Below are 26018 nucleotides of genomic sequence, written 5' to 3'. Positions count from 1 at the left end.
GGGCAGAAACGATCTGCCAGAGTGGCCGTACGGTCCGGGACACCGGCCATACGGCTGGAAGGGCGGGGGGCCAGCCTCTATGATCGGCACACTTTCCGGCACGGACAGAGATCGAGTGCACTGCGGGAGCGAGCGGTGAGCGCAACGTCCGAAGGGCCGACGCCCGCGGCAGACCTCGACCGGTCAGCCGTCACAGACAGTGACCACATCACCTATCACCGTGGCTTCGCGGCCTCCCCGCTCGCCATGGCCGTCGTCGACCGTGAGGGCCTGGTCGTCGGCGCCAACGCCGCCCTCGGCGAGCTGCTCGGCACCGGCTCCGAGACACTGGCCGGACAGGTCGCCGCCGACCTGGTCGACCTCGCCTCGGACGCCCGTACCTGGCACTCGTACCGCGAGGTGCTGCGCGGCCGGCAGGCGAAGCTGCGCTGCACGCGCCGGCTGAAGCATCCCGAGGGCCACTCGGTGTGGGTGCAGGTCACGGTCACCCCACTGGCCGACGGCGCGCCCGGGGTGCTGGTGTCGGCGGCCGACATCAGCGCCCGCCGCGAACTCCAGGCCCGGCTGCGGCACTTGCAGATGCACGACCCGGTGACCCGGCTGCCCAACCGGACGCTGTTCTTCGAGCGGCTGACGGCCGCGCTGGAGGCGGAGTCGTACGAGCGCAGCGGCACCGGCCGGATCGGCCTGTGCTACCTGGACCTGGACGGGTTCAAGGCCGTCAACGACACCCTCGGGCACCGGGTGGGCGACCGGCTGCTGGCCGCCGTCGCCGAGCGGCTGACCCGGGTCGCCGACGAGGCCGGGTACGCCCGCTCCGGCACACCCCTGGTGGCCCGGCTCGGCGGCGACGAGTTCGCGCTGCTCGTTGAGGACTCCACCGGCACCGAGCAGCTCTCCGACCTCGCCGAGTCCGCGCTGAAGGCCCTGGAGGACCCCTTCGAACTGGCCGGTCAGCGGCTGTCGTTGACGGCGTCGATCGGGGTCGTCGAGCGGCACGCGGCGGGCACGACGGCGACCGGTCTGATGCAGGCCGCCGACACGACGCTGTACTGGGCGAAGGCCGACGGCAAGGGCCGCTGGACCCTGTTCGACCCCGAGCGCAACGCGCACCGCATGACCCGCCAGGCACTGTCCTCCACCCTGCGCCCCGCCATCGAGCGCGGTGAATTCATCCTGGACTACCAGCCGTTGGTCGGCATGGAGGACGGACGGCTCAGCGGGGTCGAGGCGTTGGTCCGCTGGAATCATCCTCAGTTCGGCACACTGACGCCGAATCGGTTCATCGGACTGGCGGAGGAGGACGGTTCGATCGTCCAGCTCGGCCGCTGGGCGCTGGTGACCGCGTGCCGGCAGGCCCGCCGCTGGCAGGTGGACAACCCCGACGGACCGCCGATCTTCGTCAGCGTCAACGTCGCCGTACGGCAGGTGTGGGACTCCGACCTGGTGGCGGACGTGGCGGAGACCCTCGCGGAGACCGGACTGGCCCCGCATCTGCTCCAGTTGGAGCTGACCGAGTCGGCGGTGATGGGCTCGGCGGGCCGCCCCATCCAGGCCCTCCAGGCCCTCAGCGACATGGGTGTCCGCATCGCCATCGACGACTTCGGCACCGGCTACTCGAACCTCGCCTACCTCAGCAGGCTGCCGGTGTCGGCACTGAAGCTCGACGGGTCGTTCGTCCGGGGCTTCCAGTACGAGGCAGACAAGAGCCCGGAGATCACGCCCAACCCGGCCGACGAGGTGATCGTCGAGGCGATGATCCAGCTCGCCCACCGGCTGGGGCTGACCGTCACCGCCGAGTGCGTGGAGACCTCGGCGCAGGCCACCCGGCTGCGGCGGATCGGCTGCGACACCGGGCAGGGCTGGCTGTACTCCCGTCCGGTGCCGCCGGATCGTATCTCCGAGCTGCTGGTGGAGGCCTACGCGGTGGGCAAGCCGTAGGCGTCGGCGATGAGTTCGTAGGAGCGCAGGCGCAGCTCGCCCCGGTGGGCGTGCGAGGTGAGCATCAACTCGTCGGCGCCGGTGCGCTTGTGCAGGTCGTCCAGGCCGCTGCGGACCTCGTCGGCGGTGCCGTGCACGATGTTATTGGTCCAGGAGGCGGTGAACTCCTCCTCCATGGGGCTGAGTTCGTAGCGCTCCGCCTCCTCCGGGTCGGGGAAGAGGCCGGGCCGGCCGGTGCGCAGCCGGATCATGTTCAGCGCCGCGGCCCGCACCTGGCGCCGGGCCTCGCGCTCGTCGTCCGTGGCGAGCGCGGAGACGCCGATGAGGGCGTACGGCTCGTCGAGCACCGTGGAGGGCCGGAAGGTCTCCCGGTAGAGGTCGAGGGCCGGGATGGTGTTCTGCGCGGAGAAGTGGTGCGCGAAGGCGAAGGGCAGGCCCAGCAGACCGGCCAGCCGGGCGCTGAACCCGGAGGAGCCGAGCAGCCAGACCGGCGGGCGGTGCGGCGACTGCACGCCGCCGGGGCTGCTGCCCTGCACCGGGCCGGGGATGGCATGGATCCGCCCGTAGGGGTGCCCGTCGGGGAAGTCGTCGTCCAGGAACCTGGTCAGCTCGGCGAGCTGCTCCGGAAAGTCGTCGGCCCCGTCGGGGAGCCTGTCGGTACGGCGCAGCGCGGCGGCCGTCGCCCCGTCGGTCCCGGGCGCCCGCCCGAGCCCGAGGTCGATCCGCCCGGGCGCCATCGCCTCCAGCGTCCCGAACTGCTCGGCGATCACCAGCGGCGCGTGGTTGGGCAGCATGACCCCGCCCGAGCCGAGCCGGATGCGGTCGGTGTGGGCGGCGAGGTGGGCGAGGATCACGGCCGGCGAGGAGGAGGCCACGCCCGGCATCGAGTGGTGCTCGGCCACCCAGTACCGGTGGAACCCACGCGCCTCCGCCCGCCGGGCCAGCGCCACGCTGGTCCGCAGCGCGTCCGACGCGGTGCTCCCGGCGCCGACGGTCACCAGATCCAGCACGGACAACGGCACGGGCGCGGTGCCCCGCACGACTCCGCGTATCTCCTCAACCGCCACGGTACGGGCCTCCTGCTCCAGCCGAAACGTTCCTGCCCTCGCTCAACAGGGAAAACGCCCGCCGTATTCCGGTGCCCGGCGCCTCCACCGAGCCCATCCACGCGCCGCCCAGGAACCGGCCCGGCCGGACATTGGCTGCCTCTTCGTTCACACGGCCGAACACCCACCCTGGTCCGGACAGGAAGCGCGGGGGCGTCGCGTCAGGCATCTCGCCGGGGGCAGAAGGCCGTCAGGACACCTCCTGGCTACTCTGTCGACCGAGTCACCAGCACTCCTCGCCAGCCACCTCCTGACCATCACCTTCATGCACCGCGCGGACGAGGATCTCAGGTCGGTGTGGCGGCCGACGCGGACGCCCTGACCGGCCTCCTGCGCCCTTGACTCAGGTGGTCCTTGCTGGCCCCTCTTCACGGCTGCTCCTGAACGACCTGCTCACTTCCAGGCACCGAAGATGAACTTGAGTTGGCCGCACCTGTGCCGAGCCGGTTCAGATGTGGCCACAGAAGGCCTATTTCTCGTCAAGTGGATCGAGAGTCCGGGATTTCCGCTTGCCACACCACTCCCACCAGTGCCTATCGTGAGAGCCAGACGCGACGGAATGACCACTCCGTCGCCGTGCACGCCAGTCAATCGGGCGACGGGGGAACGGTGTCGCCGCGGGGGAAGGGCTACATCATGACCATGCGCCACTTCTTTGGCATGTACGCCAACTTGGTGCAGATTGCGCCTCGTTGGGCCGTGTCCGATAAACAACGTACCGGAACTCATTAATCCGGCCCCACTTCTACTCTGAAGCGGAGTAGTTGGCACACTGAGTCCATGAAACGGACTCTTTCCGCCCTCCTGTTGACCGCAGTCGTTCTACTGTCTGGTTGCAGTGCGGGCCATTCGAGCCACGGCAATACCTCGCCGTCCATGAGCACATCGCCGTCCAACGTGGACGGCGACTTGGCGGGACGCTACCGGCACGCCGGCGGCGACCCCAGCGTATACGGGCTCAAGTATGCAAAGAACCACGAAGGCGTGCTCAGGCTGACTGTGTGGACTCACAAACAGTCTGGCTATGGAAGCAGTTTCGACCACTTCGCCAAGACATTGACGTCCTTTCTTGCGCAACAAGGCGTCAGTCTCGATCGGGGCTACGTGCTGAACGTCTACAGCCCGGACGGGACCAGGTTGCACCACTTCGACACGAGTGTGGAGAGAACCTCTTGATACGCAGACCATTTGTATCCGGCCTGTTAGCCGTGACCGCTGCAGGAGCCCTCGTACTCAGCACGGGCTCACTGGTGCACGCGGCGGAGGCTACCCCAGCGCCGTCGGCCACGACCACCTTGGATCCCACCACCGAACCGACAGCAGAACCATCGGCGATGGTCCCGTCGAACCCGGTGATCGCGGACTACGACGGAAGGAAGATCAACCTCGCCAAATCGTGGGAAGGCGCCAACGTCTGCACCGAACTTCCCACCGGTGAGGTTCACTGCTACGACACGGACGAGGAGTCTCTGGCCGACCCGGACCTGCCCACCCAAGTCCGCAAAGACACCCGCAAGGCCTCTCTGCAGCAAGCGTCTGACTCACACCACAACTGTGCCGCTGACTACTGGTGCTTGTATCAGGACGCCAACTACAAAGGCCGGCGTCTCCAGTTCTCCAGCAGCGGTAAGAAGGACCTCGCGGACTATGGTTTCCGTGACAGACTCAGCTCTGTCTACTATTGGGTCCTCCGGTGGCCCCTCAACTACGGCATCGCGACGATCTGGGATTCTCGTTCATGGCCGCTCCACGATCGGCAGCGTGACCTCATACCGCCGCATGGCTGGTCGAACTTTAAGAACATGAACTACCCCGGCGGTGGTAACTGGAATGACAAGGTCGACGTCTTCCAGGTCAAACGTTCCTGACTCATTGTGAGGATTTGACCACTTCACACTGATGATGTTCGTGCTGCGGCAGAGCCATATCGGCCGGGCCCTGCCGCAGTCGTACATAGCCTCCTCACCCAGTGCTGTTGCTCATTGGCCTGCGCATCCGACGGGCCTGGCGGGAGAGCAGAAGGGGCCCAATTGCGCGCGCCAGCAGCAGAGCCCGCGGCCATGACCCGGTAAGTCAGAGTCGAAGCGCCACCCGATGCTTCACATCAAAGCCGACACGGTGGTCGTGTTGCGCAATTAGCCCCCGATGCACTGATGCGGCCGGACCAACTTGCAGACGTAACTTCCGCGTCGGAAACGGTTCGTGCGGCACCACCGCCCGGCCACCCGAACTTCCGCCCGGTAACTCTCAATCTCTGCGTTGGCAGTGCGCGGGTGGAGCCGTGCCTTTAAAAGCACGGATACCTCGATGAGAAACGGGGAACGCTCTCTTGGTACTCAGACGAACGCGCGCGCATGCGGCCGCTCTGGTCACTTGCGCCGCACTGACATGCGGCTTCATGCATTCCGCGCCAGCTCTTGCGGCGTCGCGGACGAGTCCCACCCCGGGGCATGGGGGCAAGCCGGCGCCGGGACATGGCCAGCCGGCCTCTCCCGTCCGGGTCAGTGATCCGGACAAGAAGCTTGGCAAGGGGTGGAAGGCGAGCGACGACCGGGCGGTGACCGCTGCCGCCGACGCCGACGGCCTGAAGATCCTCGTCGCCGACAGCAGCAAGGCGTACTCCTGGAAGACGGCCGCCGTCCTCAACGAGCCGGGAATGCCTGCGGATTCGTGGATCGGCAACCAGTGCGTCATGGATCACGACCACGCTGCCGTCGTGTACGCGCCGCGTACGTTCCAGAACAAGCCGGATCTCATGCAGGGCGGTGCTTTCGCGGCCGTCGTCGACCTGGCCACCGGCCGTGTGACGAAGCTGCCGTTCACCGCGTCACTGGCCTACTTCGACCCGGCCTGCAACCCGGCGACCCGCACCGCCGCGTTCACCGCCTTCCGCGACATGAACGACGCCGGCCACACGAGGACCCGTGTGGTGAGCGTGAACACCTCTGGGAAGGTTCTGGGCCAGGCGGCGGCCAAGGGTGAGGTCACCAGCGCCGTCCCCGTCAAGGACGGCACGGTCGCCTCCCTGGGCCACCATCTGGTACACCTCGGCCGTTCCGGCAAGGTCAAGAACCTTCTCACGACCGGTGGTGTGCCCTTCGACATCCACCCCATCGGCGACGGGAACGTCGCCTTCGTCGAGCGCGACGGAACCACGAAAGCCCGCGCCAGAGTTTGGAAGCGGCATGGCACGACGGTCACGATCGCCACGGGCACGCTCGGCGATCTCGACCTGAAGCGCAGCGGGTCCACGAAGGTGTTCCTCACGGGGCATCCCACCGGCACCCCCCAGGTCGAAGGCAGCGGAATCACCCCGATCAGCGCCTCGGCCGACACGGACATCTCCAGCCAGGGGCGTCTGGCCGTCGACCCGGTCCTCACGCCCGGCATGCGCGCAGGCATCGCAAGGATCAAGAACGCGGGCCGGGGATTCACCAAGACCGAAGGCTCGCACCCCACGTCGGCGCAGGCCCCGGGCACGCTGGACAGCTCCGCTCCGGTGACTGTGACGTCCACCGCGACCACCACCGGTACCAGGATCAGCCAGTCACTCACCAGCAGCACGGCACCCACAGGGCACAGCCGGATCTCACCCGCCCTGACCGCCGGTCACAAGGCAGCCGCAGGAGGAACATCGCCGCTGACGCGGACCGCGACGGCCGTCTCGAACGACCCGACCGACCCCGACCGCTGGTGCGCCGTCTCCCGCAACGATGTCCACGCCCAAGCCTTGCAGCCGACTCCCAACCAGGTCGAATGGGCCGTCGACATGGCCATCCGCGGTGATCTCCGTGGCGGCTACCTCCGCCAGGGCGGCTACCGCCTCCAGACGGGCCTGCTCACCATCGACCCGCAGGGCCTGTTCAAACCGCCCACCCTGCTCGGCGGAGGCAGAATCCCCGCGAACGTGATGCTGGGCATCATGGCCCAGGAATCCAACCTCTGGCAGGCCGAACGCGGCGTCATCCCCGGTCAGATGGGCAACCCGCTCGCCGCGGTGGACGGCTACTACGGGCACAAGACCGACCCGGACAACCCGGACTCCTACTGGAAGATCGACTGGACCAACTCCGACTGCGGCTACGGCGTCGGACAGGTCACCGACGGCATGCGCCTGGCCGGACACGAAAAGACCGGCGAGACCAGCCTGTCGCCGCAGCTGCAGAAAGCCGTCGCCATCGACTACGCGACGAACATCGCCGCGTCCATGAAGATCCTCGCCGACAAGTGGAACGAGGTCCACAAGCCCGGCCAGAAAGTCACCGTCAACAACGACGACCCCTCACGGGTGGAGAACTGGTTCACCGCCGTGTGGAACTACAACCTCGGCTTCAACCCCCCTGCCCCCCACTCCAGCGGCCCCTGGGGCCTCGGCTGGTACAACAACCCCGCCAACCCCATCTACAAGAAGAGCTGGAACCACCCCTTCATGGACACCGACGTGGACGGCACCAACGCCAACCACGACGCCGCCCACCCCCAGGACTGGCCGTACGAGGAAAAGGTGATGGGCTGGTCCGCCTGGTCCATCGACACCGGCTACTCCTACGCCACCTCCGGCCGCCAGGACTGGCCCGGCGAATCCGGTTACTCCTCCGCCGGCTTCCGGCCCGCCTGGTGGCTCTACACCAAACAGCGCAGCCAGGTCTCCCCACCGATCAACACCTTCTGCAACGGCTACAACAACTGCAACTCCACCAACCCACCCGACTGCCACACCACAGACTGCTACGCCCAGTACTGGTGGCACGCCCCCAACGCGACCTGGAAGAGCGACTGCGACACCAGCTGCGGCCACGAACTCATCAAATACAAGACGCTCGTCCAGGAACCAGGACGCGGAACCCGCCTCCAATACGGCACCCCCCAATGCACCGGAGCCCCGGCCTCCTGGATGATCATCACCTCCCTACCCGACGGCACCCCGACATGGACCGGGAACAACGACTGCGACAAACTCAAGTCCGCGGGGAGCTTCAAACTCAGCTTCACATCTGACACCAGCAACCACTACGAAGCCAAAGCAGACCTCCACCAGGTCGGCGGAGGCTACGGCGGCCACTTCTGGTACGCCCACGCCCGCAACATCGCCCATCTCGGCGGGGACAGCGGACTGATGACCATCAGAGGGATTTGGAAGCTCAACCAGAGGGTGTCCTGGGCACGTGTCCTCGTACACCTCCCCGACACCGGAGCGCAGACGAGACAAGCGGCATACGTAGTCGGCGGCTCCGACAGCACTTCCAGCCAGCGCATCGTGGAGCAGCGCGGGAACCGCTGGGTCAGCCTCGGCGCCTTCCACTTCACCGGAACCCCCAGTGTCACACTGACCAACGCCACCGACGACGGCACAGCAGACGAGGACATCGCCTGGGACACCGTCGCCTTCCAGGCACTCCCCGGAAAACCGAACCACTCGGTCGTCGCCATGGGCGACTCCTACTCATCCGGCGAAGGAGCCTCAGAGGGCAACAAGGACTACTACCCGGAGAGTAACTACCGGGACGACAATACGCGTGATGCCTGTCACCGCTCCCGTCAAGCCTGGTCCAGGCAAGCGAAGCTGCCAGGAGAAGAACTTCCGACTTCAGACCTGGACGACTCGTGGAGCGCGCGCATGGATTACCACCTCATCGCCTGTTCTGGTGCTCGAACTTATAATGTCCTGGGAGTAACACAGAAAAATGGTGGGGAGATACCACAGATCGATCAAGGCTACCTCGACAACAACACGACCTTGGTCACGATTTCCATCGGCGGCAACGATGCGCGGTTCGGCGACATCGTGCAAAAGTGCCTGATCTCATTCGGAGTCGGCAACTGTGGCGACAAGACGTTCGGTGCCGGCGACACGGACCCGTATGTCAATCAACGGGACGACAAGTTCATCGGGCAACCGTTGAAAACGGCCGTGCCAGGCATCATCAACGAAATTGTTCGCCCAGACATCGTGAAGACGCTGAAAGAGATCCACATCAACGCCCCAGACGCGAAAGTCGTTCTCATGGGCTACCCTCCCCTGATCTCCGACAGCGGGTCCTGTCTGCGGGTCGGGGTCGGAGCCGCTCAGCTCGGACTGTCCGCGGACTCCACGAACTGGCTCAACAACACCGCCGGCACGCTGGCTACGGCCATGCAGGCTGCGGTCGACGACGTGAACCAACAGGGTCAGTTCGCCTGGTACTCCAACCCGGCGACCGACTTCGCGGGCAAGGGGGTATGCGGGGACCCAGAACAGGTCCACGGCATCGTCAAGACCCTCACCACCTCGGACAATCCTCTGCGAGACTGGCCGATTCTCCGTAACTACGGACTGTCTGCTGAGTCGTTCCACCCGAAGATCGGTGGAGCGCGTCTCTACGCCAACGCGCTCGAGCGCGTCATGGCCGGCATGAGTCTCTAGCGAGAGCTCCGGGGCAGCGCGAACGCGTGCTGCCCCGGAGCGGCCGCACATAGGTACGGGTACTCAGGCGCAACCTGCCCGCGATGCGGGACAGTTGCAAGAAGGGCGCCGAGGGCGCGCACCGAGAGAGGACAGGAACATGCCGGGCTCTCGAAAGACCATGTGGGGCACCGTCGCCACCATCATCGTGGTGGCCCTCTCTGCATGCTCATCTCAGGTCCGCGCCACCAGCCCGAAAGAGGTCCGAAGGCTCGCTGGCAGCGCTCAGGCGGCCCAAGCTCGACAGAAAACCGAGAGCCGACTCCGAGACGTTGTGCACGCCTATGCCGACCGAACCCCCCTCAAACTCGGTATGCTCGTTCTGCGAGACAACTGCATCGGTGGCCGAGCAAAACAGTGGATCGACTCAAACGGGGCCGACACCTATAAGATTCGCTGCTCAATACAGGTCACCGCATATTACGGAGCTGATCCCAAGAAAATCGTTTCCGTGCTTGACGGCGTACTGGCCGCTGGCGATAAAAGCGGATCTGCCATTCCGTTTACCCATCAAGCCAATGGGCAGTTCGTCAACTACTACCGGCATACCGACGGCCATGCGGAAGTTCCACAACTTTCCCTTCCATCGCATACCCTGTCGTGGGACCCGGTGCGTGACGACCGCCCATCTCTGACCATCACGGAGCCGGATCAGTGCGTCGGAAGTGACCCGCCCGTGCGCAGGTGTGTGCGAGAACGCGAAATGCAATCAGTGACAGCCATCCGTAAACGATACGGCATGGTGTTCAAACTCGAACTTACCGCACCCGACTATTACACAGTCTCGAAGAGTGGACAGGTGCATACCGGTTAGCCTCGATCTTTCGCTCACGCCTGGACCAACGGCTCCCGAGTGAACAGCGCCCCCAGTGCCGGCGCGTTCACTCGGCGGTCGGCCAGCCTCAGGCCCTCCCAGACCGTGACCTGGTTGGCCGTGAGGACCGGCTTGGAGAGGGCCTTCTCCAGGGCCGGTACGTGCGCCGCCGTATGCAGGGCCGTGTCCGGCAGGAGGACGGCCTCCGCCTCGGGCGAGTCCGCGGAGCGCGCCAAGGTCAGGACCTCCTCCTCGCCCCACGTCCCGACCTCCGCCGCCGTGATGATCCCCGACGACCGGACCCCGGTGACCTCCAGCCCGCCGGCTCGCAGGAACTCCGCGAACAGGGCGGCCACGTCCTCCGGGTACGTCGCCCCCACGGCCACCCGCCGTACCCCCAGCTCCCGCGCCGACTGCACGAACGCGAAGGACGTCGAGGACGCCGGCATCCCGGCCAGCCGGGCCAGCCCGCGCACCTGCTCCTGGGCGCCCTCCCAGCCGTAGACGAAGCTGCCGCTGGTGCACGCCCACACCACCGTCTCGGCGCCGGCCAGCCGCAGCCCCTCCATGCCGCCGGCGAGCCGCTCCGCGGAGCCCATCTCGCGCAGCGCGTCCACGCGGTGCGCGTCCTCGCCGATGTCGGTGTGGACCAGGTCCACCCGGATGTCGCTGCCCAGGAGCTGCTCGATGCGCGGATAGTCGTCCTCGCCGGAGTGGCCCGGGTAAAGGAATCCGAGTGCTGTCATGTCCAGCCTTCCTGCGTCTCTTCGGGCAGTACGGGGGGCCACGCCCGCGCGGCCTCGTCCAGCAGCGCCTGATAGGGCCCCACCGCTCGGGTACCCAGCCGGCGCAGCGCCGCCCACATCGTGACCTGGTTGGCCGAGAGGACCGGGATGCGCAGTTCGGCCTCCAGCTGCGGGATGACGTCGTACGTCGGCAGGTTCGTGCAGGAGATGAAGAGCGCGTCGGCGGCGCCGGGCCGGACCGCGTGCCGGGCCATGTCGACGACGTCCCGGTACGGCACCCGCCAGATGTGCCGGGTCAGCCCCATGAAGGCGCAGCCCGTGACCTGGACGCCGGCCTCGGCGACGTACTCCTCCAGCACCCGCGTCACGGACACGGTGTACGGCGTGACCAGCGCGACCCGGCGTATCCGCAGCTCTTCGAAGGCCTCCAGCAGCGCCCCGGAGGTGGTGACCGAGGGCAGCGCGCCGGACCGGGTCATCGCCTCGCACATGGCCCGCTCGCCGGCGATGCCGCCGACGAAGCTGCCGGAGGTGCAGGCGTAGGCGACGACCTCGGGTGCTACGGCGGTCAGGGCGCGGACGGCGTCACCGAGGGTCTCGTGCTCGCTGACCAGCCGGGCCAGGTCCAGGCTGACCTCGACGGGCACGTACGGCGTCCGGGTCAGGTGCAGGGACACGTCGTCGGGGACCCAGCGCCACAGCTCGCGGTCGAGCGCGAAGTCGAAGGGCGCCACGACGCCGACGCCGCGCTGGGGGCGGGGGCCGCCGAGAAAGGAGATGTCCATGGCAGACACCGGCCTCACGCTCGAAAGAGGGCTGGGCAACGGATCGTGGGTACGCCCGTGTTGACGACGGTAGGTTCGGGTGCGAGCGTGGTCAATCCGCGCATCTCAGACACTTTCCGATCGGGTGCCGCCGTGTGCCCCAGACTGTTCCCGTCCGTGCGTGTCCGACTTTCGGAGGACCGGCTTGCAGGCTCCCCTCGCCGACCGTCCCACCCTCCTCGTCCTGGACGCCGACCCGCCGCCCCGGCTCGGCCGGCTCACCGGGCGGGCCCGGATCGTGCACACCGACGCGGCCGGGCTGGCCGGACGGCTGCCCGAGGCGGACGTCCTGCTGGTGTGGGACTTCACCTCGCACGCGGTCCGTGAGGCCTGGCCGGGCGACGGGCCGCGGCCGGGCTGGGTGCACTCGGCGAGCGCGGGCGTGGACCATCTGATGTGCCCGGAGCTGGCCGCCTCGGACACGGTGGTGACCAACGCGCGCGGGATCTTCGACCAGCCGATCGCCGAGTACGTGGCCGCCCTGGTGCTGGCCGCCGCGAAGGACCTGCCGCGCACCCTGGCCCTCCAGCGGGAGCGGACCTGGCGGCACCGGGAGAGCAGGCGGGTGGCGGGCACGCGCGCGTGCGTGGTGGGCTCCGGGCCGATCGGCCGGGCGATCGCCCGCACCCTCGGCGCCCTGGACGTGACGACCGCCCTGGTCGGGCGGTCCGCCCGGGACGGCGTGCACGGCCCGGAGGACCTGGACCGGCTGCTGTCCCGCGCGGACTGGGTGATCGCCGCGGCCCCGCTGACCGAGCAGACGTACGGCATGTTCGACGCCCGGCGTTTCGGCGTGATGCAGCCGTCGGCGTTCTTCGTGAACGTCGGCCGCGGGCAGCTCGTCGACGAGGAGGCCCTCGCCGAGGCGCTGCGGCGGCGCTGGATCGCGGGCGCCGCGCTGGACGTGTTCACCGCGGAACCGCTGCCCGCGGACAGTCCGTTGTGGGAGCTGGAGGGGCTCATCGTGTCCCCGCACATGAGCGGTGACACGGTCGGCTGGCGGGATGAACTGGGTCATCAGTTCGTGGAGTTGTACGAGCGGTGGGCGCTGGGCAGATCACTGGTGAACGTGGTGGACAAGAAGCGCGGATACGTACCCGGTCACTGACCCCCGGGAGGGTGCATGCAGCTCACCGACCTCACCGCCGTCCAGCTCCTCGACGGCTACCGCAAGGCCGAGTTCAGTCCGGTGGAGGCCACCGGCGAGGCCCTGGAGCGGGCACGGAGCATCCAGCCGGAGGTGAACGCGTTCGTGCGGCTCACCGAGGAGGACGCCCTCGCCCGCGCGCGGGAGTCGGAGGCACGCTGGCGGCGCGGCGAGCCGGAGGGGCTGCTGGACGGGGTGCCGGTGACGGTGAAGGACATCCTGCTGCAGCGCGGGCTGCCCACCCTGCGCGGTTCCAGGACGATCCCTGAGCAGGGGAGTTGGGAGGAGGACGCGCCGTCCGTGGCCCGGCTGCGGGAGCACGGCGCGGTGTTCATCGGGAAGACGACGACTCCGGAGTTCGGCTGGAAGGCGGTCACCGACTCGCCGCTGTCCGGGGTCACCCGCAACCCGCACGACCCGTCGCGTACGGCGGGCGGCTCCAGCGGGGGCAGCGCGGCGGCCGTCGCGCTCGGCGCGGGTCCGCTGTCGCTGGGCACGGACGGCGGGGGCAGCGTGCGCATCCCGGCGTCCTTCTGCGGGATCTTCGGGCTGAAACCGACGTACGGCAGGGTGCCGCTGTATCCGGCGAGCGCGTTCGGCACGCTGGCGCACGTCGGGCCGATGAGCCGGGACGCGGCGGACGCGGCGCTGATGATGGACGTCATCGGCGGCGCCGACGCCCGCGACTGGTCGGCGCTGCCGCCGGCGCCGGAGTCGTATGTGACGGGCCTGGAGGGCGGGGTGCGGGGGCTACGGGTGGCGTACTCGCCGTCGCTGGGCGGGCAGGTGGCCGTACGCCCGGCGGTCGCGTCGGCGGTACGGCGGGCGGTGGCGGGGCTCGCGGACCTCGGGGCGTTCGTCGAGGAGACCGACCCGGACTTCAGTGATCCGCTGGAGGCGTTCCACACGCTGTGGTTCAGCGGCGCGGCCCGCGTCACCCAGCGGCTGTCCGCGCACAAGCGGCAGCTGCTGGACCCGGGGTTGCGGGAGGTGTGCGTGCTGGGCGGGCGGCTGAGCGCGCTGGACTATCTGGCCGCGGTGGACGTCCGGATGGATCTCGGGCGCCGGATGGGCCGCTTCCACGAGTCGTACGACCTGCTGGTCACGCCGACGCTGCCGCTCACGGCGTTCGGGGCGGGCGTGGAGGTGCCGCCGGGCTCGGGGCTGCGCCGCTGGACCGGCTGGACGCCGTTCACCTACCCCTTCAACCTCACTCAGCAGCCCGCGGCCACGGTCCCCGTCGGCACGGACGCCGACGGCCTCCCGGTCGGCCTCCAGATCATCGCCGCCCGCCACCAGGACCCCCTGGTCCTGCGCACGGCCCACGCCCTGTACGAAGCGGGGCTCGCGACCTCGCCCCCGGCCCCCGCGACCTGAGATACCCCCGGCACCGCGAACACCGCCGCGACGGCTGAGCACCGTCGCGGCGGAAATGAGGTGCGCGGGCGGGCTCGGCGGGCCGACATCGGAGCAGGCCCGGCGGGCCGGCATCGGGTCCGCCCGGCCGGGGCCCCAGCGGGTCAGGCCCGGCGGACCCGCAGGAGTCGAGCTCGGCGGACCCGCAAGGGCCACGCCCGACGGACCCGCAAGGGCCACACCCGACGGACCCGCAGAGGTCAAGCTCGGCGGGCCCCGGCGCGTCAGGCCCTGCGGAAGCTCAGCGTCTCCCCTGCCGCTCCCGTGCGCCACAGGTCGTTGCAGGCTTCGGCCAGGGCGTCGAGGTTGTCGGTGATCTGGCCCCAGACCGTGCCGGGGACCCAGCCGACGTCGGCGTTGAGGAGGAGGTTGTTGCGCTCGTAGAAGAGGGCGAGGTCGACGACGGTGGTGCCGGGGCGTACCTCGCGGTCGTAGCCGTAGGCCCGCGTGCCGAGTTCGGCGCCGGCGAAGGAGAAGTAGCAGAGGTCTCCGGGGATCGGGGTGACGGTCGGGTTCTCCAGCGGCGGCTCCGTCGCCGCGAACGGCGGGAAGAGGGCGTAGATCTCGTTGCGCGCGTACTTGGCGTGGTAGACGTCGCCGGCGAGCGGCAGCGCGTCCCACACCGCGGCGCAGGTGCGGGGCGCGCGTTCGTCGAGGAGCCGTGCCGTGCACGTGATTCCGCGCTTGACCAGGGACACTTCCAGGTAGCGGTCCGTCATGAATTCCATGGTGCATACATCGCAAGCGGTTGGGTAGCCGCGCCGCCATGGCTCCACCACACAGACATTCACGTCATGGCGTGCACACAAACGGACCCTCTCGCCGGTCGCTGCTCGCGGGGGTGGCGGCGCTCGGTGCCCTGGGTGCCGCCGGGTGCTCCCGGGTGGCCTCCGCCTCCACGGTCAAGGGTGGTGACCTGCTGCGGCGCCTGCGCGCCCAGGGGGTCGTACGGCTCGGGATCGCCGGCGAGATACCGTTCGGGTACATCGACAAGAACGGCGACCTGACCGGTGAGGCGCCCGAACTCGCCAGGGTGATCTTCAAACGGCTCGGGGTGGACCGGGTGCAGCCCGTGCCGACCGAGTTCGGCTCGCTGATCCCCGGCCTCAACTCGCAGCAGTTCGACGTCGTCGCGGCCGGGATGTACGTCAATCCGGACCGCTGCGCGCAGGTGATCTTCGCCGATCCGGACTACCAGATGCTCGACGCGTTCATCGTGCGCAAGGGCAATCCGAAGGGCCTGCACAACTACCAGGACATCGTCGCGAAGAAGGCGAAGTTCGCGACGGGCACCGGTTACGCGGAGATCCAGTACGCGATCGACGCGGGCTACAAGCAGAGCGACATCCTGATCGTCCCGGACCAGGTCGCGGGCCTGAACGCGGTCGAGGCGGGACGCGCGGACGTCTTCTCGGGGACGGCGCTGACCGTCCGCGAGGTGGTGAAGAAGTCCTCGAAGGCGGAGGCGACGAAGGCGTTCGCGCCGATCGTGGACGGCAAACGGCACGTCGACGGGGGCGCGTTCGCGTTCCGGCCGACCGAGACGAACCTGCGGGACGCCTTCAACGTCGAGCTGCGCAAGCTGAAGAAGAGCGGTGAACTCTTCCGGATCCTCAAGCCGTTCGGGTTCACCGAGGCCGAGATGACGGATCTGACCGCGAAGGAGCTGTGCGGCGGATGACCTCGGGACTGTGGGAACTCGTACTGAGGGGCGTGTGGGTCACGCTCCAACTGCTGTTCTTCAGCGCGCTGCTGGGGGCCGCGGTGTCGTTCGGCGTGGGGATCGCGCGCACCAGCCGGCTGTGGATCGTCCGCTTCGTCGCGGGCTTCTACACCGAGGTGTTCCGCGGGACCTCGGCGCTGGTGATGATCTTCTGGGTGTTCTTCGTGCTGCCGCTGGCCTTCGGCTGGCAGCTGGTCCCGATGTGGGCGGGCACGCTGGCGCTCGGCATGACGTACGGGGCGTACGGCGCGGAGATCGTGCGCGGCGCCCTGAAGGCGGTGGACCCGGCGCAGCAGGAGGGCGGGGTCGCGCTCGGTTTCACCCCGGGCCAGCGGCTGCGCAAGATCCTGCTGCCGCAGGCGGTGCCGGAGATGATCCCGCCGTTCAGCAACCTGCTGGTGGAACTGCTCAAGGGCACCGCGCTGGTGTCGGTGATGGGCATGGGCGACCTGACGTTCAGCGGCAAGCTGGTGCGGCTCGCGCTGCAGGAGAGCGCGGAGATCTACACGTACATCCTGCTGATCTACTTCGTGATCGCCTTCGTCCTCACCCGGCTGATGCGGGCGCTGGAGCGGCGGCTGAAGGCCGGGGTCGGCAGGGGACCGGAGCGCGCGGTGTCCGCGCGTGAGCCGAAGCGCGCCGAGACCACCGGCGCGGGTGTCGCGGGTGTCGCCGGAGGTGCGTCGTGAAGTGGGACTGGAACGCCGTGAGCGACTTCATGCCGCACTTCTGGGACGGCCTGCTGGTCACCCTGGAGGCGCTGGCGCTGGGTTCGCTGATCTCGTTCGGGCTGGGCCTGGTGTGGACGCTGCTGATGCGCACGCCGACCCGGCTGGTGCGCTGGCCGGTCGGGATCGTCACCGAGTTCGTGCGCAACACCCCGCTGCTGGTGCAGCTGTTCTTCCTCTTCTACGTGCTGCCGGAGTGGGGGCTGACGTTCTCGGCGCTGACCACCGGTGTCGTCGCGATCGGCCTGCACTACTCGACGTACACGATGCAGGTCTACCGGGCCGGCATCGAGGCCGTGCCCGTGGGCCAGTGGGAGGCGGCGACCGCGCTGAACCTGCCGCGGCGGCGGACCTGGACGACGGTGATCCTGCCGCAGGCGATCCGCCGCGTGGTGCCGGTGCTCGGCAACTACGTGATCGCCATGCTCAAGGACACGCCGCTGCTGATGGTGATCACCGTGCTGGACATGATGGGCCAGGCCCGGCTCTTCTCCCAGCAGCACTTCCAGTTCACCGAGCCGGTGACCGTGATCGGTGTCGCCTTCATCGTCCTGTCCTACCTCGCCTCCCTTCTCCTTCGCACCCTGGAGCGACGCCTTGTCCGTTGACACCAGCAAGCAGCCGACCGACCCCGCCACGCAGGGCAGCCCGCTGGTCCGCCTGGACCAGGTGACCAAGCGGTTCGGGGACAACACGGTCCTGGACCACCTCGACTTCTCCGTGGACGCGGGCAAACACGTCACGCTCATCGGGCCGTCCGGATCGGGCAAGACGACGATCCTCAGACTCCTGATGACGCTGACCAAGCCCGACGAGGGCACGATCACCGTCGACGGGGAGCAGTTGTTCCCGGCGTCGGAGAAGCAGTGCCGGGAGGTGCGCAAGAAGATCGGAATGGTGTTCCAGCAGTTCAACCTGTTCCCGAACATGAGCGTGCTGCGGAACATCACCGAGGCGCCGGTGACCGTGCTGGGCCTGTCCAAGGACGAGGCCGAGGAGCGCGCCCGCGGTCTGCTGGACCTGGTGGGTCTGGCCGACAAGTGCGACGCGCGGCCGACCCAGCTGTCCGGCGGCCAGCAGCAGCGGGTGGCGATCGCCCGGGCGCTGGCGATGCGGCCGCGGGTGCTGCTGCTGGACGAGGTCACCTCGGCGCTCGACCCCGAGCTGGTCGCGGGCGTGCTGGACCTGCTCCGGGACATCGCCCGCAGCACGGACATCACGATGCTGTGCGTGACCCACGAGATGAACTTCGCCCGGGACATCTCCGACCAGGTCCTGATGTTCGACTCGGGGCGGATCATCGAGTCCGGGCCCCCGGAGAAGATCTTCAGCGACCCGGAGCAGGACCGCACCCGGGAGTTCCTCGGCGCGGTCCTGTAGTCACGGAACGTGTGCGACGGACTCCGGACCGCAGTCGGCCGAAAAGGGGGAGGTCGGGTCGCCAGATGGTACTGCTGGCATATGCCAACAGGCCTGCGTCCCTGCTGAGGGGTGTGGGCGAGGACCACAATCTCGCCAACACCCCCTCCCCCCGGCCGCCTTGACCGCTATCGTGGACCCGTTCCACGAAACCCGTTCCGGACACCGTTCCGGACACCCGTTCCACTTGTTCCACGACACCGTCCGCCGGCCGGATCCCGCGGCCGGACAGGCGAGCGCAAGGGGAAGCACCGTGGCGCTGACGAACGAGCCGACCACCCCGTACCACTCCGCCCAGGACGCGCTGCGCGTGCTGGAGACCGTGGCCCGGCACTCCGCCGGCGTCACCGACACCGAGCTGGCCCGCCGCACCCGCCTGCGGCCCGAGCGGCTGACCGCGCTGCTGCGCATGCTGCGCCGCGAGGGGTACGTCACCCAGCTCACCGACCGGGCGTACGTCACCGGCGAGACCCTGCGCCGCCTCGCCTCGGCCCACGGCCGCGAGGGTGCCGTACGCGAGAAGCTCCAGCAGACCCTGGACCGGCTGCGCGACTCGGTCGGCGCGGCCGTCTACCTGAGCCGGTACGTCGACGGCGAGGTCAGCGTCACCCAGTACGCCGACGGCCCGGCCACCCCGGCGGTCAACGAGTGGGTCGACTTCCGCTCCTGCGCCCACGCCACCGCCGTCGGCAAGAGCCTGCTCACCCAGCTGGACCCGGGCGCCCGCCGCGACCACCTGTCCCGGCACAAGATGGCCCGCCTCACCTCGCGCACCATCACCAGCGACAAGCTGCTCCTCTCCCGCCTCGACTCCCAGCCGTCCTCGGTGCCCGTCCTGGACCTGCAGGAGTACGCGATCGGCACGGTCTGCGCCGCCGTCCCCATCACCGCCGGCACCACAGTCGGCTGCCTGGCCCTCTCCCTCCCCCTGGAACACGCCCACCGCCTGAAGGCGGCGGCGAACACCCTGAACAAATGCGCAACCCCGGTACTCCTGTCACTGACGATCTGAGCGACGTAGCTGCGGGCATGCGTGCCGCAAGGGGCGGCACGGGTGGGCGCAGCCGCACCACCCAGTGTGCGGCGCCCATAACCGCCCCCGCCCCCACGCACCCCGCCCTGGTCAGAAGCACCCCTCAGGACCAGGTACTATTTTCTTCGTCGCCGCCCGCGAAACACCGCGGACGGCGAGAGTCACGCGCCGCTAGCTCAGTTGGTTAGAGCAGCTGACTCTTAATCAGCGGGTCCGGGGTTCGAGTCCCTGGCGGCGCACAGCACAGAAGGGCCCCTCATCCCCCGGGACGAGGGGCCCTTCGACGTCCTCCACCCCCAGCACCCGATACACCCCCTCCTCCGGCGGACACCACCACACCGGATCCCCGCACCGCACCCCCTCCCTCCGCAGCCGCCCCCGCTGGATCTTGTTCGTCGCCGTGACCGGCATCCGCTCGACCACCCGCACGAACCGGGGCGCCATCTTCGTCCCGAGGTCCGGCTGTGCGCCCAGGAACTCCGCGAAGGCCGCCGGCTCGAACCTCCCGGCGATCGTCGCCATCACCTGGTCCCCGGTCACCGGGTCCGGCACCGCGTAGACGGCGACCGCGTCGGCACCGTCGTACCGGGCGAGGATGTTCTCGATCATCGCGGCGGCCAGGTTCTCGCCGTCGACCCGGATCCGGTCGTCGGTGCGGCCGGCGAAGTAGAGGTAGCCGTCGGGGTCCCGGTAGAACAGGTCGCCCGTCCAGTACCCGTCGTCGCGCCGCCGCTCCCGCTCCGCCTCCGGGTTGCGCCAGTACCCCTCGAAGGGGTTCGGCCCCCGATTGACCAGCTCCCCTATCGCCTCGTCCCCGTTCAGCAACCGGCCCGCCCGGTCGAAGACGGCGCGCGGGCACTCGGCGCGGGTCTCCTGGTCGAGTACGACGAGACCGGGCGCCGCCCGCCCCACGGCCCCGGCCGGGGTGCCCGGCGACCACTGCACGGCCGCCCCGCCCTCGGAGGAGCCGTAGCCCTCCACCAGCCGCACCCCGAACCGCCGCTCGAAGGCCGCCGCGTCCACCGCGCCCGCCTCGGTGCCGAAACCGACCCGGAGCGGATTGTCCCGGTCGTCGTCGCGCTCCTCGGTGGCCAGGATGTACTGGACGGCCCGCCCCACGTAGGTGAAGTACGTCGCCCCGTACCCGCGGACATCCGCGAGGAACCCGGAGGCCGAGAACCGCCGCCGCAGCGCCACCCCGGCCCCGGCGGCCAGCGCCGGCGCCCAGTCCGCGATCACCGCGTTGCCGTGGAACATCGGCATGCAGACGTAGTGCACGTCGTCGGGCCGCACCCCGAACTGCCCGGCCAGCGCGTACCCGGCGGCGGCGAGCCGGCCCTGGGTGCAGATCGCGGCCTTGGGCGCGCCGGTGGACCCGGAGGTGAAGTAGAGCAGCAGCCGGTCGCGGGGCGCGGCCCGCCCCGGGTCGGGCACGGCACCGGCGTACGGCGCGAGCAGCTCGCCGTACCCGGGCGTGTCCGTGACGAGCAGCCGCACGCCGGGCAGCTCCAGTCCGTCCAGCAGCGACAGGTGGGCCCGCTCGGTGACCAGCAGGGCGCACTCGGTGTGCAGGATGTCCCGCGCCAGCTCGGCACCGCGCCGGGTCGGGTTGATCCCGGCGACGGCGGCCCCGGCGAGCGCGGCGGCGCCCAGCCACAGCGGGAACTCCTCGGTGTTGTCGAGGAGCACCCCGAGGTGCGGTACGGCACCGGCGGGCAGCAGGTCGCCGAGCAGCGCGGCCCGGGCGGCGGCACCGGCGGCCACCTCGTGCCCGCTGAGCACCCGCTCCTCGCACCACAACCGCGGACGGTGGTCGTCCCACCGGGCGGCGACCAGCTCGGCGACCGTGCGCGCCTTGGAGTCCATGGCGGGCACGGTAATTGACGGGCCATCAGATGGACAGTGGCGCGGGGCTGGTGGCCCTCAGTCGTCCGGGTGGCTGACGATGTTCAGGACGTTGCCGGCGGGGTCGCGGACGAAGAACCGGCGCAGGCCCCAGGGTTCCTCGGTGAGCGGATACACGATCTCGTACCCGCGCCGGCGCGCCTCGGCGTACGCCTCGCCGACGGCCGCCCCGGCCATGACCGAGACCACCGAGTCCACGGGCGCGGTGGCGTCCCGCGTGACCAGTTGCAGCCGCGCCCGGCCGTCGGGCGACTCGTACCGCGCCACCCATCCCATGTTCAACGACTCGACGCTCAGGCCGAGATAGCCGGTGTAGAAGTCCCGGGCGGCGCCGATGTCGGTGACGCGCAGGTTCGGTGTGATGCCGCTGGGTTCCATCGGACCTCCTCGGACGGGCGCACGGGTCGAACACCCTGCGCCCACCACCGAACCACGGCCCCCGTGGGCGGGGGCCGTGGCACGCCGGGGCCGGGTCAGGCGGAGTAGCCGCCCTTGCCGGGGATGAAGTGGATCCACTTGAGGAACGTCGCGGTGCTCATGTTGTACCGGCGGTGCGAGTCCGAGCGGGCGTAGGCGATGTCCTCGATGGTCACGTGGGCTCCGTCGCCGTAGTAGCCGACGACGTCGAGGTAGTGGCCGCCGCCGTAGTTGTGCGTGTGTCCCTTGGTGTCCTTCGCGCTGCCCTTGACGTTCGCGACGATGACGTACCCGTGCGGGATGTCGTAGAAGAGGTCGCTCTTGAGCTTGGACAGGCTCTTCGCGGACTTGCTCTGGTAGAAGCCGCTGCCCAGGTGCTTGTTGAGCGACCTGGTGATCAGGGTGATGTTGTCGGTGCCGGGGCCGGTCCTGGAGTCACCGGCGTGCTGTTCGGCCGCCAGCGTCTTCTGCCACGGCTTCTTGCCCTGTGCGGTGAGCGCGAGCCGGGTGGCGGCCGGTCCGCACCAGGCGCCGTTCATGCCGTAGGGCTCCGTGTGGAACTGGTAGCCGTGCACCCACTTCGACGTCGGGTGGGTGCCGCCGGGCGGCTGCGCGCTGGCCGCCGACGCGCTGCCGACGACGACGGCGAGGGCGGCGATGCCACAGGCGATGCTGCGTGAGGTGCTGCGTGAGGTGCGTGTCTTGGTCACGTACGTCTCCCCGTTCGGTTGGTCCTCTGGTCCGGCCGGCCGGGCTCGGCGCTCCCCGCTCCGGCCGGGGCCAGACTGGCCCCCGCGGGGAGCGCCCGTGAAGGCTTTTCGGAGCAGGCCGAAAAGCGTCCGCAGCCCCGGCCTCCAGAGCCGTCCCGCCTACGGCATCAGGCTCGACGACTCCGCGAAGACGATGTGGACGACGGCCATGAAGCCCAGGCAGAAGGCGATGCCGACGCCGAAGAAGGCCACCACGCAGCCCGTGGACGCGGCGAGCTTGCCCCGGGCCGGGGCGTGGGCGGTGGCCTGCTCGGGGTGGTCGGGCAGGTAGTGGACGGTGACGAGGTCGCCCTCCACGACGGTGGCCGGTCCGTGCGCCTCGTCGAAGCGGACCGGACGGCCGTCCAGCGTCGTGAACTCGTACACGTGGTGCAGGCTGGTGCTCACCGACGTGCTGCCGCCTCCGCTTGTCGTGGTGTACGTCCGCAGACAACGGCCCTGCGCGGTCAGCCCGTTCTCCCAGGCGCGGCCGATCTGCTGCGAGCGGCGGAGCATGACGGTCGCCATGGCCACCATGCCGACGATCATAAAAATGGGCAGAACGTAGAAGATCAGTTCCATCGAGGCCCCCGTGGTCCGGTACGCCGGCCAGGTGATCGGCGTGCGGGGAACTTACCCGCGCCGCACGGCGATCGGCCTCAAGCGAAGCTCAGAACCGCGAGAGCTCCACCCACTCGTGGATCAGGTAGATCGCGCAGGCCGCCATGACGGCCAGCCAGATCGCGGTGGCCGTCATGTCCTTGCCGGGCTGCGGCTCGGAGGTGGTGGCCCGTTCGGGGGCGTTCGGGGCGTAGTGGACGAGGACGGTGTCGCCCGCGGCTTGGTCGCGGGGGCCGCCGGACTCCTCGAAGCGGACGGCCCGGCCGTCCGCCGTGGTGTAGTCGTACTCGTGCCACTGGACGCGCTGGACCACGCTGTTGACCATACGCGTGGTGACCCAGGCACGTAACACCCGCGCCTGCGCGGTCATGCCGCTCGCCCAGGCCTCGCGCCGCTGCCGGGTCCGGCGGACCAGGGCCACACCGCAGCAGACGAAGATGGCGAGCAGCGCGAGCATGGTTATGTCGAACATGGCGTCCATGGCGAGCGGTTCCCCCGTATGTCGTCGGTCGTCGGTACTCATGTGCGCCGCCGACGGAAAGGCCGTCGGCGGCGCACGCGGACCCTACCCCGGGCGAGCGCCGGACGAGCCTCGGGCAGGCATCGGGCGGACGCCGGAGGGTGCCGTCCTCCGAGCAGGCGTGGAACCACCGCCCTACCGCGAGGGTTTACCGGCCGTGCCCCCGTCGCCGTAGCCCCGAGTTCCAACCGTCGTGGGACGACCGGGCCCGCCGGCGGCCCGTACGGTCTCCACTGACCGCCTCTTCGGAGGCACTTCAGTGACAGGGGGAACAACCATGCGAAGCAGCAGCACGCGCAGGACCGGCCTGGCCGCGGTGGTCGCGGCCGGGGCGCTGGTCGCCGGCATCGCCCCGGCGACGGCGGCGACAGGGGCGACGGGGACGGCCGATCACGGGGTTCGGAGCGCCGCCGCCTGCAAGGTGAAGGTCAAGGCGTGGGGTTACACCGGCTACCGGATGTGCGGCGGGGGCCACTACAAGGCCATCGACTGGAACCACAGCGGCAGCACGGACGAGGTCTTCGTCATCGCGCCCAACCGCGAGATCTGGCACGTGTGGGCCAACGCCGGCGGCTGGAAGGAGATGCCCGGCAACGGGCGCGGCGACAAGATCTACGACTGGAGCAAGAACGGCAGCCACCGCTGTGTCTCCGTGGTGGCCAACGGCGCGGGCGTCTGGAAGAACGTCTTCAATGGCCACTCCTGGCCCGGCTGGAAGCGCGGCACCTGCCGCTGACGGCCGCCGGCAGAACAAAAGGCAAGGAGGTCGAATCGATACTCCTTGCCACTATCAACCTATAGCGCACCGGGGGGCTTGCGGCAAGACCCCCCTCATACCTCAGGATGGGCGGCCGAGACCGGAACCTGAGGTATTGGGGGAATTGCGGCATGCGTGTGGTATTGACGTCATGGGGCTCGCGTGGGGACGTGGAACCACTGGCGGGGCTGGCGGTGGCGCTGCGGGAACTCGGCGCGGAGGCACGGGTGTGCGTGCCTCCGGACGAGGAGTTCGAGGCGCTGCTGGACGGTGCCGGGGTGCCGATGGTGCCGCTCGGGCCGTCGGTGCGCTCGGTGGTGACCGGAACGCGTCCGCCGTCGGCGGCGGACGCGTTCCGGCTCGCGCCCGAGCTGGTCGCCGCGCGGTTCGCGACGCTCCCCGAGGCGGCCGAGGGCGCCGACGCGCTGCTGGCGACCGGCCTGATGCCGGCCGGCGCGCGCTCGGTGGCCGAGAAGCTGGGCATCCCCTACGTGTACGGGTGCTTCCACACCCTCGGGCTGCCCTCGCACCGCTCCCGTCCGCCGAGGCGGCCGGGTACGCCGTCGCCGGACGACGAGACCGACAACAAGGTGCTGTGGGAACAGGACGCCCAGCGCGTCAACTCCCTCTACGGCGGGGCGCTGGCCGAGCACCGGGAGGCGCTCGGGCTGCCGCCGGTGGACAACGTCCGTGACCATGTGTTCACGGACCGGCCCTGGCTGGCCGCCGACCCGGTCCTGCTGCCGGGGCGGGAGACGACCGACCTCGACCTCGTGCAGACCGGCGCGTGGATCCTGCCCGACAGCCGTCCTCTCCCCGAGGACCTGGAGGCGTTCCTGGACGCCGGCGCGCCACCGGTGTACGTGGGCTTCGGCTCGATGGCCATGCACACCGCGAAGGACGCCGCCCGGGTGGCCGTCGAGGCCGTCCGCGCACACGGCCACCGCGTCCTCCTCGGCCGCGGCTGGGCCGCCCTGGACCGCGTCGACGACGGCGACGACTGCTTCGTCGTCGGCGAGGTCAACCAGCAGGCCCTGTTCCGCCGGGTCGCCGCCGTCGTGCACCACGGCGGCGCCGGTACGACGACGACGGCGACCCGGGCCGGCGCACCCCAGGTGATCGTCCCGCAGATCGCCGACCAGCCGTTCTGGGCCGGCCGCGTCGCCGGACTCGGCATCGGCACGGCCCACGACGGCCCGGTCCCCACCGTCGCCTCCCTGACCGCGGCACTGGCCGGCTGCCTGACCCCCGAGACACGCGCCCGCGCGAGGACGGTCGCCGGCACGATCCGCACGGACGGCGCCACGGTGGCCGCACGGCGGCTGCTCGCCTTGACCGGCACGGGCCGGGCGACAACTTCCGCGCCGGCCAGGGCGCAGGCTCACTGACCGGCCTGGGCGACGACTCCCGGCCCGGTCAGGGCGCAGGCTCACTGACCGGCCAGGACGATGGCTCCGGACCCGGCCAGGGCGACGACTCCCGGCCGGGCCAGGACGTAGGCTCACTGACCGGCCTGGGCGACGACTCCCGGCCCGGTCAGGACGCAGGCTCACTGACCGGCCAGGGCGACGACTCCGGACCCGGCCAGGGCGATGACTCCCGACCCGGCCAGGAACCCGACTCCCGGCCGGGCCAGGACGTAGGCTCACTGACCGGCCTGGGCGACGACTCCCGGTCCGGTCAGGACGCAGGTTCACTGACCGGCCTGGG

At 69.6% G+C, this 26018-nt stretch carries 23 protein-coding genes and 1 tRNA gene; 15 read left to right on the top strand and 9 right to left on the bottom strand.

Annotated elements, in window-relative coordinates:
• Positions 1–135: 135 nt before the first annotated feature.
• Positions 136–1941: an EAL domain-containing protein gene (locus DBP14_RS22725; protein ID WP_129308995.1), complete on the top strand. Its 1806-nt coding sequence runs from the start codon at positions 136–138 to the stop codon at positions 1939–1941.
• On the opposite strand, the gene DBP14_RS22720 is transcribed toward DBP14_RS22725, so the two are convergent.
• Positions 1920–3008: an LLM class flavin-dependent oxidoreductase gene (locus DBP14_RS22720; RefSeq protein WP_129308994.1), complete on the bottom strand. Its 1089-nt coding sequence runs from the start codon at positions 3006–3008 to the stop codon at positions 1920–1922. The genes DBP14_RS22725 and DBP14_RS22720 overlap by 22 nt on opposite strands.
• Positions 3009–3923: 915 nt before the next feature.
• Between DBP14_RS22720 and DBP14_RS22715 the strand changes: the two genes are divergently transcribed.
• The 4 genes from DBP14_RS22715 (at position 3924) to DBP14_RS22700 (ending at position 10303) form a co-directional block, all read left to right on the top strand.
• A complete protein-coding gene (locus DBP14_RS22715; RefSeq protein ID WP_129308993.1) occupies positions 3924–4223 on the top strand; it encodes a hypothetical protein in 300 nt (99 codons plus the stop codon).
• A gap of 32 nt (positions 4224–4255) precedes the next feature.
• Positions 4256–4915 carry a peptidase inhibitor family I36 protein gene (locus DBP14_RS22710; RefSeq protein WP_129308992.1) on the top strand — a complete coding sequence of 220 codons (660 nt, stop codon included), beginning with the start codon at positions 4256–4258 and terminating at the stop codon, positions 4913–4915.
• Between the two features lie 689 nt (positions 4916–5604).
• Entirely contained in the window at positions 5605–9450 is a 3846-nt protein-coding gene (locus DBP14_RS22705; protein ID WP_241741006.1) for an SGNH/GDSL hydrolase family protein, read from the top strand.
• Between the two features lie 160 nt (positions 9451–9610).
• Positions 9611–10303, top strand: a complete 693-nt coding sequence (locus DBP14_RS22700) for a hypothetical protein (protein WP_129308990.1) — start codon at positions 9611–9613, stop codon at positions 10301–10303.
• Positions 10304–10317: 14 nt separating this feature from the next.
• Here DBP14_RS22700 and DBP14_RS22695 read toward each other — a convergent pair whose 3' ends face one another.
• Positions 10318–11049: an aspartate/glutamate racemase family protein gene (locus tag DBP14_RS22695; RefSeq protein ID WP_129308989.1), complete on the bottom strand. Its 732-nt coding sequence runs from the start codon at positions 11047–11049 to the stop codon at positions 10318–10320.
• A complete protein-coding gene (locus DBP14_RS22690) occupies positions 11046–11834 on the bottom strand; it encodes an aspartate/glutamate racemase family protein (protein WP_129308988.1) in 789 nt (262 codons plus the stop codon). The genes DBP14_RS22695 and DBP14_RS22690 overlap by 4 nt, the downstream gene beginning before the upstream one ends.
• A gap of 184 nt (positions 11835–12018) precedes the next feature.
• Here DBP14_RS22690 and DBP14_RS22685 point away from each other — a divergent pair, with 184 nt between their 5' ends.
• Both DBP14_RS22685 and DBP14_RS22680 read left to right on the top strand, forming a co-directional pair.
• The gene (locus tag DBP14_RS22685) at positions 12019–12981 is read left to right on the top strand and encodes a D-2-hydroxyacid dehydrogenase (RefSeq protein WP_129308987.1); all 963 of its coding nucleotides are present in this window, start codon (positions 12019–12021) and stop codon (positions 12979–12981) included.
• Positions 12982–12996: 15 nt separating this feature from the next.
• Positions 12997–14397, top strand: coding sequence for an amidase (locus DBP14_RS22680; protein WP_129308986.1), 1401 nt, complete (start codon positions 12997–12999; stop codon positions 14395–14397).
• 263 nt (positions 14398–14660) lie between these two features.
• Here the strand turns inward: DBP14_RS22680 and DBP14_RS22675 are convergent, their stop codons facing one another.
• Positions 14661–15155 carry a DUF3830 family protein gene (locus DBP14_RS22675; protein WP_164992387.1) on the bottom strand — a complete coding sequence of 165 codons (495 nt, stop codon included), beginning with the start codon at positions 15153–15155 and terminating at the stop codon, positions 14661–14663.
• Positions 15156–15202: 47 nt separating this feature from the next.
• On the opposite strand from DBP14_RS22675, the gene ehuB reads away from it, so the two are divergent.
• The 6 genes from ehuB to DBP14_RS22645 all read left to right on the top strand — a co-directional run bounded on the left by ehuB (position 15203) and on the right by DBP14_RS22645 (position 19578).
• Positions 15203–16117: an ectoine/hydroxyectoine ABC transporter substrate-binding protein EhuB gene (gene ehuB, locus DBP14_RS22670; RefSeq protein WP_129308984.1), complete on the top strand. Its 915-nt coding sequence runs from the start codon at positions 15203–15205 to the stop codon at positions 16115–16117.
• Entirely contained in the window at positions 16114–16848 is a 735-nt protein-coding gene (gene ehuC, locus DBP14_RS22665; RefSeq protein ID WP_129308983.1) for an ectoine/hydroxyectoine ABC transporter permease subunit EhuC, read from the top strand. The genes ehuB and ehuC overlap by 4 nt, the downstream gene beginning before the upstream one ends.
• Entirely contained in the window at positions 16845–17495 is a 651-nt protein-coding gene (ehuD, locus tag DBP14_RS22660; RefSeq protein WP_129308982.1) for an ectoine/hydroxyectoine ABC transporter permease subunit EhuD, read from the top strand. The genes ehuC and ehuD overlap by 4 nt, the downstream gene beginning before the upstream one ends.
• A complete protein-coding gene (ehuA, locus tag DBP14_RS22655; RefSeq protein ID WP_129308981.1) occupies positions 17485–18267 on the top strand; it encodes an ectoine/hydroxyectoine ABC transporter ATP-binding protein EhuA in 783 nt (260 codons plus the stop codon). Before ehuD ends, ehuA begins: the two co-directional genes overlap by 11 nt.
• Positions 18268–18559: 292 nt before the next feature.
• Positions 18560–19318, top strand: coding sequence for an IclR family transcriptional regulator C-terminal domain-containing protein (locus DBP14_RS22650; protein ID WP_129308980.1), 759 nt, complete (start codon positions 18560–18562; stop codon positions 19316–19318).
• Between the two features lie 186 nt (positions 19319–19504).
• A tRNA-Lys gene (locus DBP14_RS22645) sits at positions 19505–19578 on the top strand.
• Here DBP14_RS22645 and DBP14_RS22640 read toward each other — a convergent pair.
• The 5 genes from DBP14_RS22640 to DBP14_RS22620 all read right to left on the bottom strand — a co-directional run bounded on the left by DBP14_RS22640 (position 19544) and on the right by DBP14_RS22620 (position 23503).
• Positions 19544–21205 (bottom strand): AMP-binding protein, encoded by a 1662-nt coding sequence (locus tag DBP14_RS22640; RefSeq protein WP_129308979.1) that lies wholly within the window; start codon positions 21203–21205, stop codon positions 19544–19546. The genes DBP14_RS22645 and DBP14_RS22640 overlap by 35 nt on opposite strands.
• A 57-nt stretch (positions 21206–21262) precedes the next feature.
• Entirely contained in the window at positions 21263–21622 is a 360-nt protein-coding gene (locus tag DBP14_RS22635; protein WP_129308978.1) for a VOC family protein, read from the bottom strand.
• A 95-nt stretch (positions 21623–21717) separates the two neighbouring features.
• Positions 21718–22371, bottom strand: coding sequence for a C39 family peptidase (locus tag DBP14_RS22630; protein ID WP_129308977.1), 654 nt, complete (start codon positions 22369–22371; stop codon positions 21718–21720).
• A 159-nt stretch (positions 22372–22530) separates the two neighbouring features.
• Entirely contained in the window at positions 22531–22992 is a 462-nt protein-coding gene (locus DBP14_RS22625; protein WP_129308976.1) for a DUF3592 domain-containing protein, read from the bottom strand.
• 88 nt (positions 22993–23080) lie between these two features.
• A complete protein-coding gene (locus DBP14_RS22620; RefSeq protein ID WP_241741005.1) occupies positions 23081–23503 on the bottom strand; it encodes a DUF3592 domain-containing protein in 423 nt (140 codons plus the stop codon).
• 325 nt (positions 23504–23828) lie between these two features.
• On the opposite strand from DBP14_RS22620, the gene DBP14_RS22615 reads away from it, so the two are divergent.
• Positions 23829–24287: a hypothetical protein gene (locus DBP14_RS22615; protein WP_129308975.1), complete on the top strand. Its 459-nt coding sequence runs from the start codon at positions 23829–23831 to the stop codon at positions 24285–24287.
• Positions 24288–24439: 152 nt separating this feature from the next.
• A complete protein-coding gene (locus DBP14_RS22610; protein ID WP_129308974.1) occupies positions 24440–25696 on the top strand; it encodes a glycosyltransferase in 1257 nt (418 codons plus the stop codon).
• Positions 25697–26018: the final 322 nt, after the last annotated feature.

Source organism: Streptomyces sp. L2 (assembly GCF_004124325.1).
In the GTDB taxonomy this organism is placed as follows: domain Bacteria; phylum Actinomycetota; class Actinomycetes; order Streptomycetales; family Streptomycetaceae; genus Streptomyces.
This window is presented reverse-complemented; position numbering and strand designations above follow the sequence as displayed.

What these genes read in the sequence shown, in the direction of transcription:
- DBP14_RS22715 (WP_129308993.1), top strand. Translation starts at nt 3,924, where the DNA reads ATGAGCACATCGCCGTCCAACGTGGACGGCGACTTGGCGGGACGCTAC.
- DBP14_RS22700 (WP_129308990.1), top strand. Translation starts at nt 9,611, where the DNA reads ATGTGGGGCACCGTCGCCACCATCATCGTGGTGGCCCTCTCTGCATGC.
- DBP14_RS22695 (WP_129308989.1), bottom strand. Translation starts at nt 11,049, where the DNA reads ATGACAGCACTCGGATTCCTTTACCCGGGCCACTCCGGCGAGGACGAC.
- DBP14_RS22690 (WP_129308988.1), bottom strand. Translation starts at nt 11,834, where the DNA reads ATGGACATCTCCTTTCTCGGCGGCCCCCGCCCCCAGCGCGGCGTCGGC.
- DBP14_RS22680 (WP_129308986.1), top strand. Translation starts at nt 12,997, where the DNA reads ATGCAGCTCACCGACCTCACCGCCGTCCAGCTCCTCGACGGCTACCGC.
- DBP14_RS22675 (WP_164992387.1), bottom strand. Translation starts at nt 15,155, where the DNA reads ATGACGGACCGCTACCTGGAAGTGTCCCTGGTCAAGCGCGGAATCACG.
- ehuB (WP_129308984.1), top strand. Translation starts at nt 15,203, where the DNA reads ATGGCTCCACCACACAGACATTCACGTCATGGCGTGCACACAAACGGA.
- ehuC (WP_129308983.1), top strand. Translation starts at nt 16,114, where the DNA reads ATGACCTCGGGACTGTGGGAACTCGTACTGAGGGGCGTGTGGGTCACG.
- DBP14_RS22640 (WP_129308979.1), bottom strand. Translation starts at nt 21,205, where the DNA reads ATGGACTCCAAGGCGCGCACGGTCGCCGAGCTGGTCGCCGCCCGGTGG.
- DBP14_RS22635 (WP_129308978.1), bottom strand. Translation starts at nt 21,622, where the DNA reads ATGGAACCCAGCGGCATCACACCGAACCTGCGCGTCACCGACATCGGC.
- DBP14_RS22625 (WP_129308976.1), bottom strand. Translation starts at nt 22,992, where the DNA reads ATGGAACTGATCTTCTACGTTCTGCCCATTTTTATGATCGTCGGCATG.
- DBP14_RS22620 (WP_241741005.1), bottom strand. Translation starts at nt 23,503, where the DNA reads ATGTTCGACATAACCATGCTCGCGCTGCTCGCCATCTTCGTCTGCTGC.
- DBP14_RS22615 (WP_129308975.1), top strand. Translation starts at nt 23,829, where the DNA reads ATGCGAAGCAGCAGCACGCGCAGGACCGGCCTGGCCGCGGTGGTCGCG.
- DBP14_RS22610 (WP_129308974.1), top strand. Translation starts at nt 24,440, where the DNA reads ATGCGTGTGGTATTGACGTCATGGGGCTCGCGTGGGGACGTGGAACCA.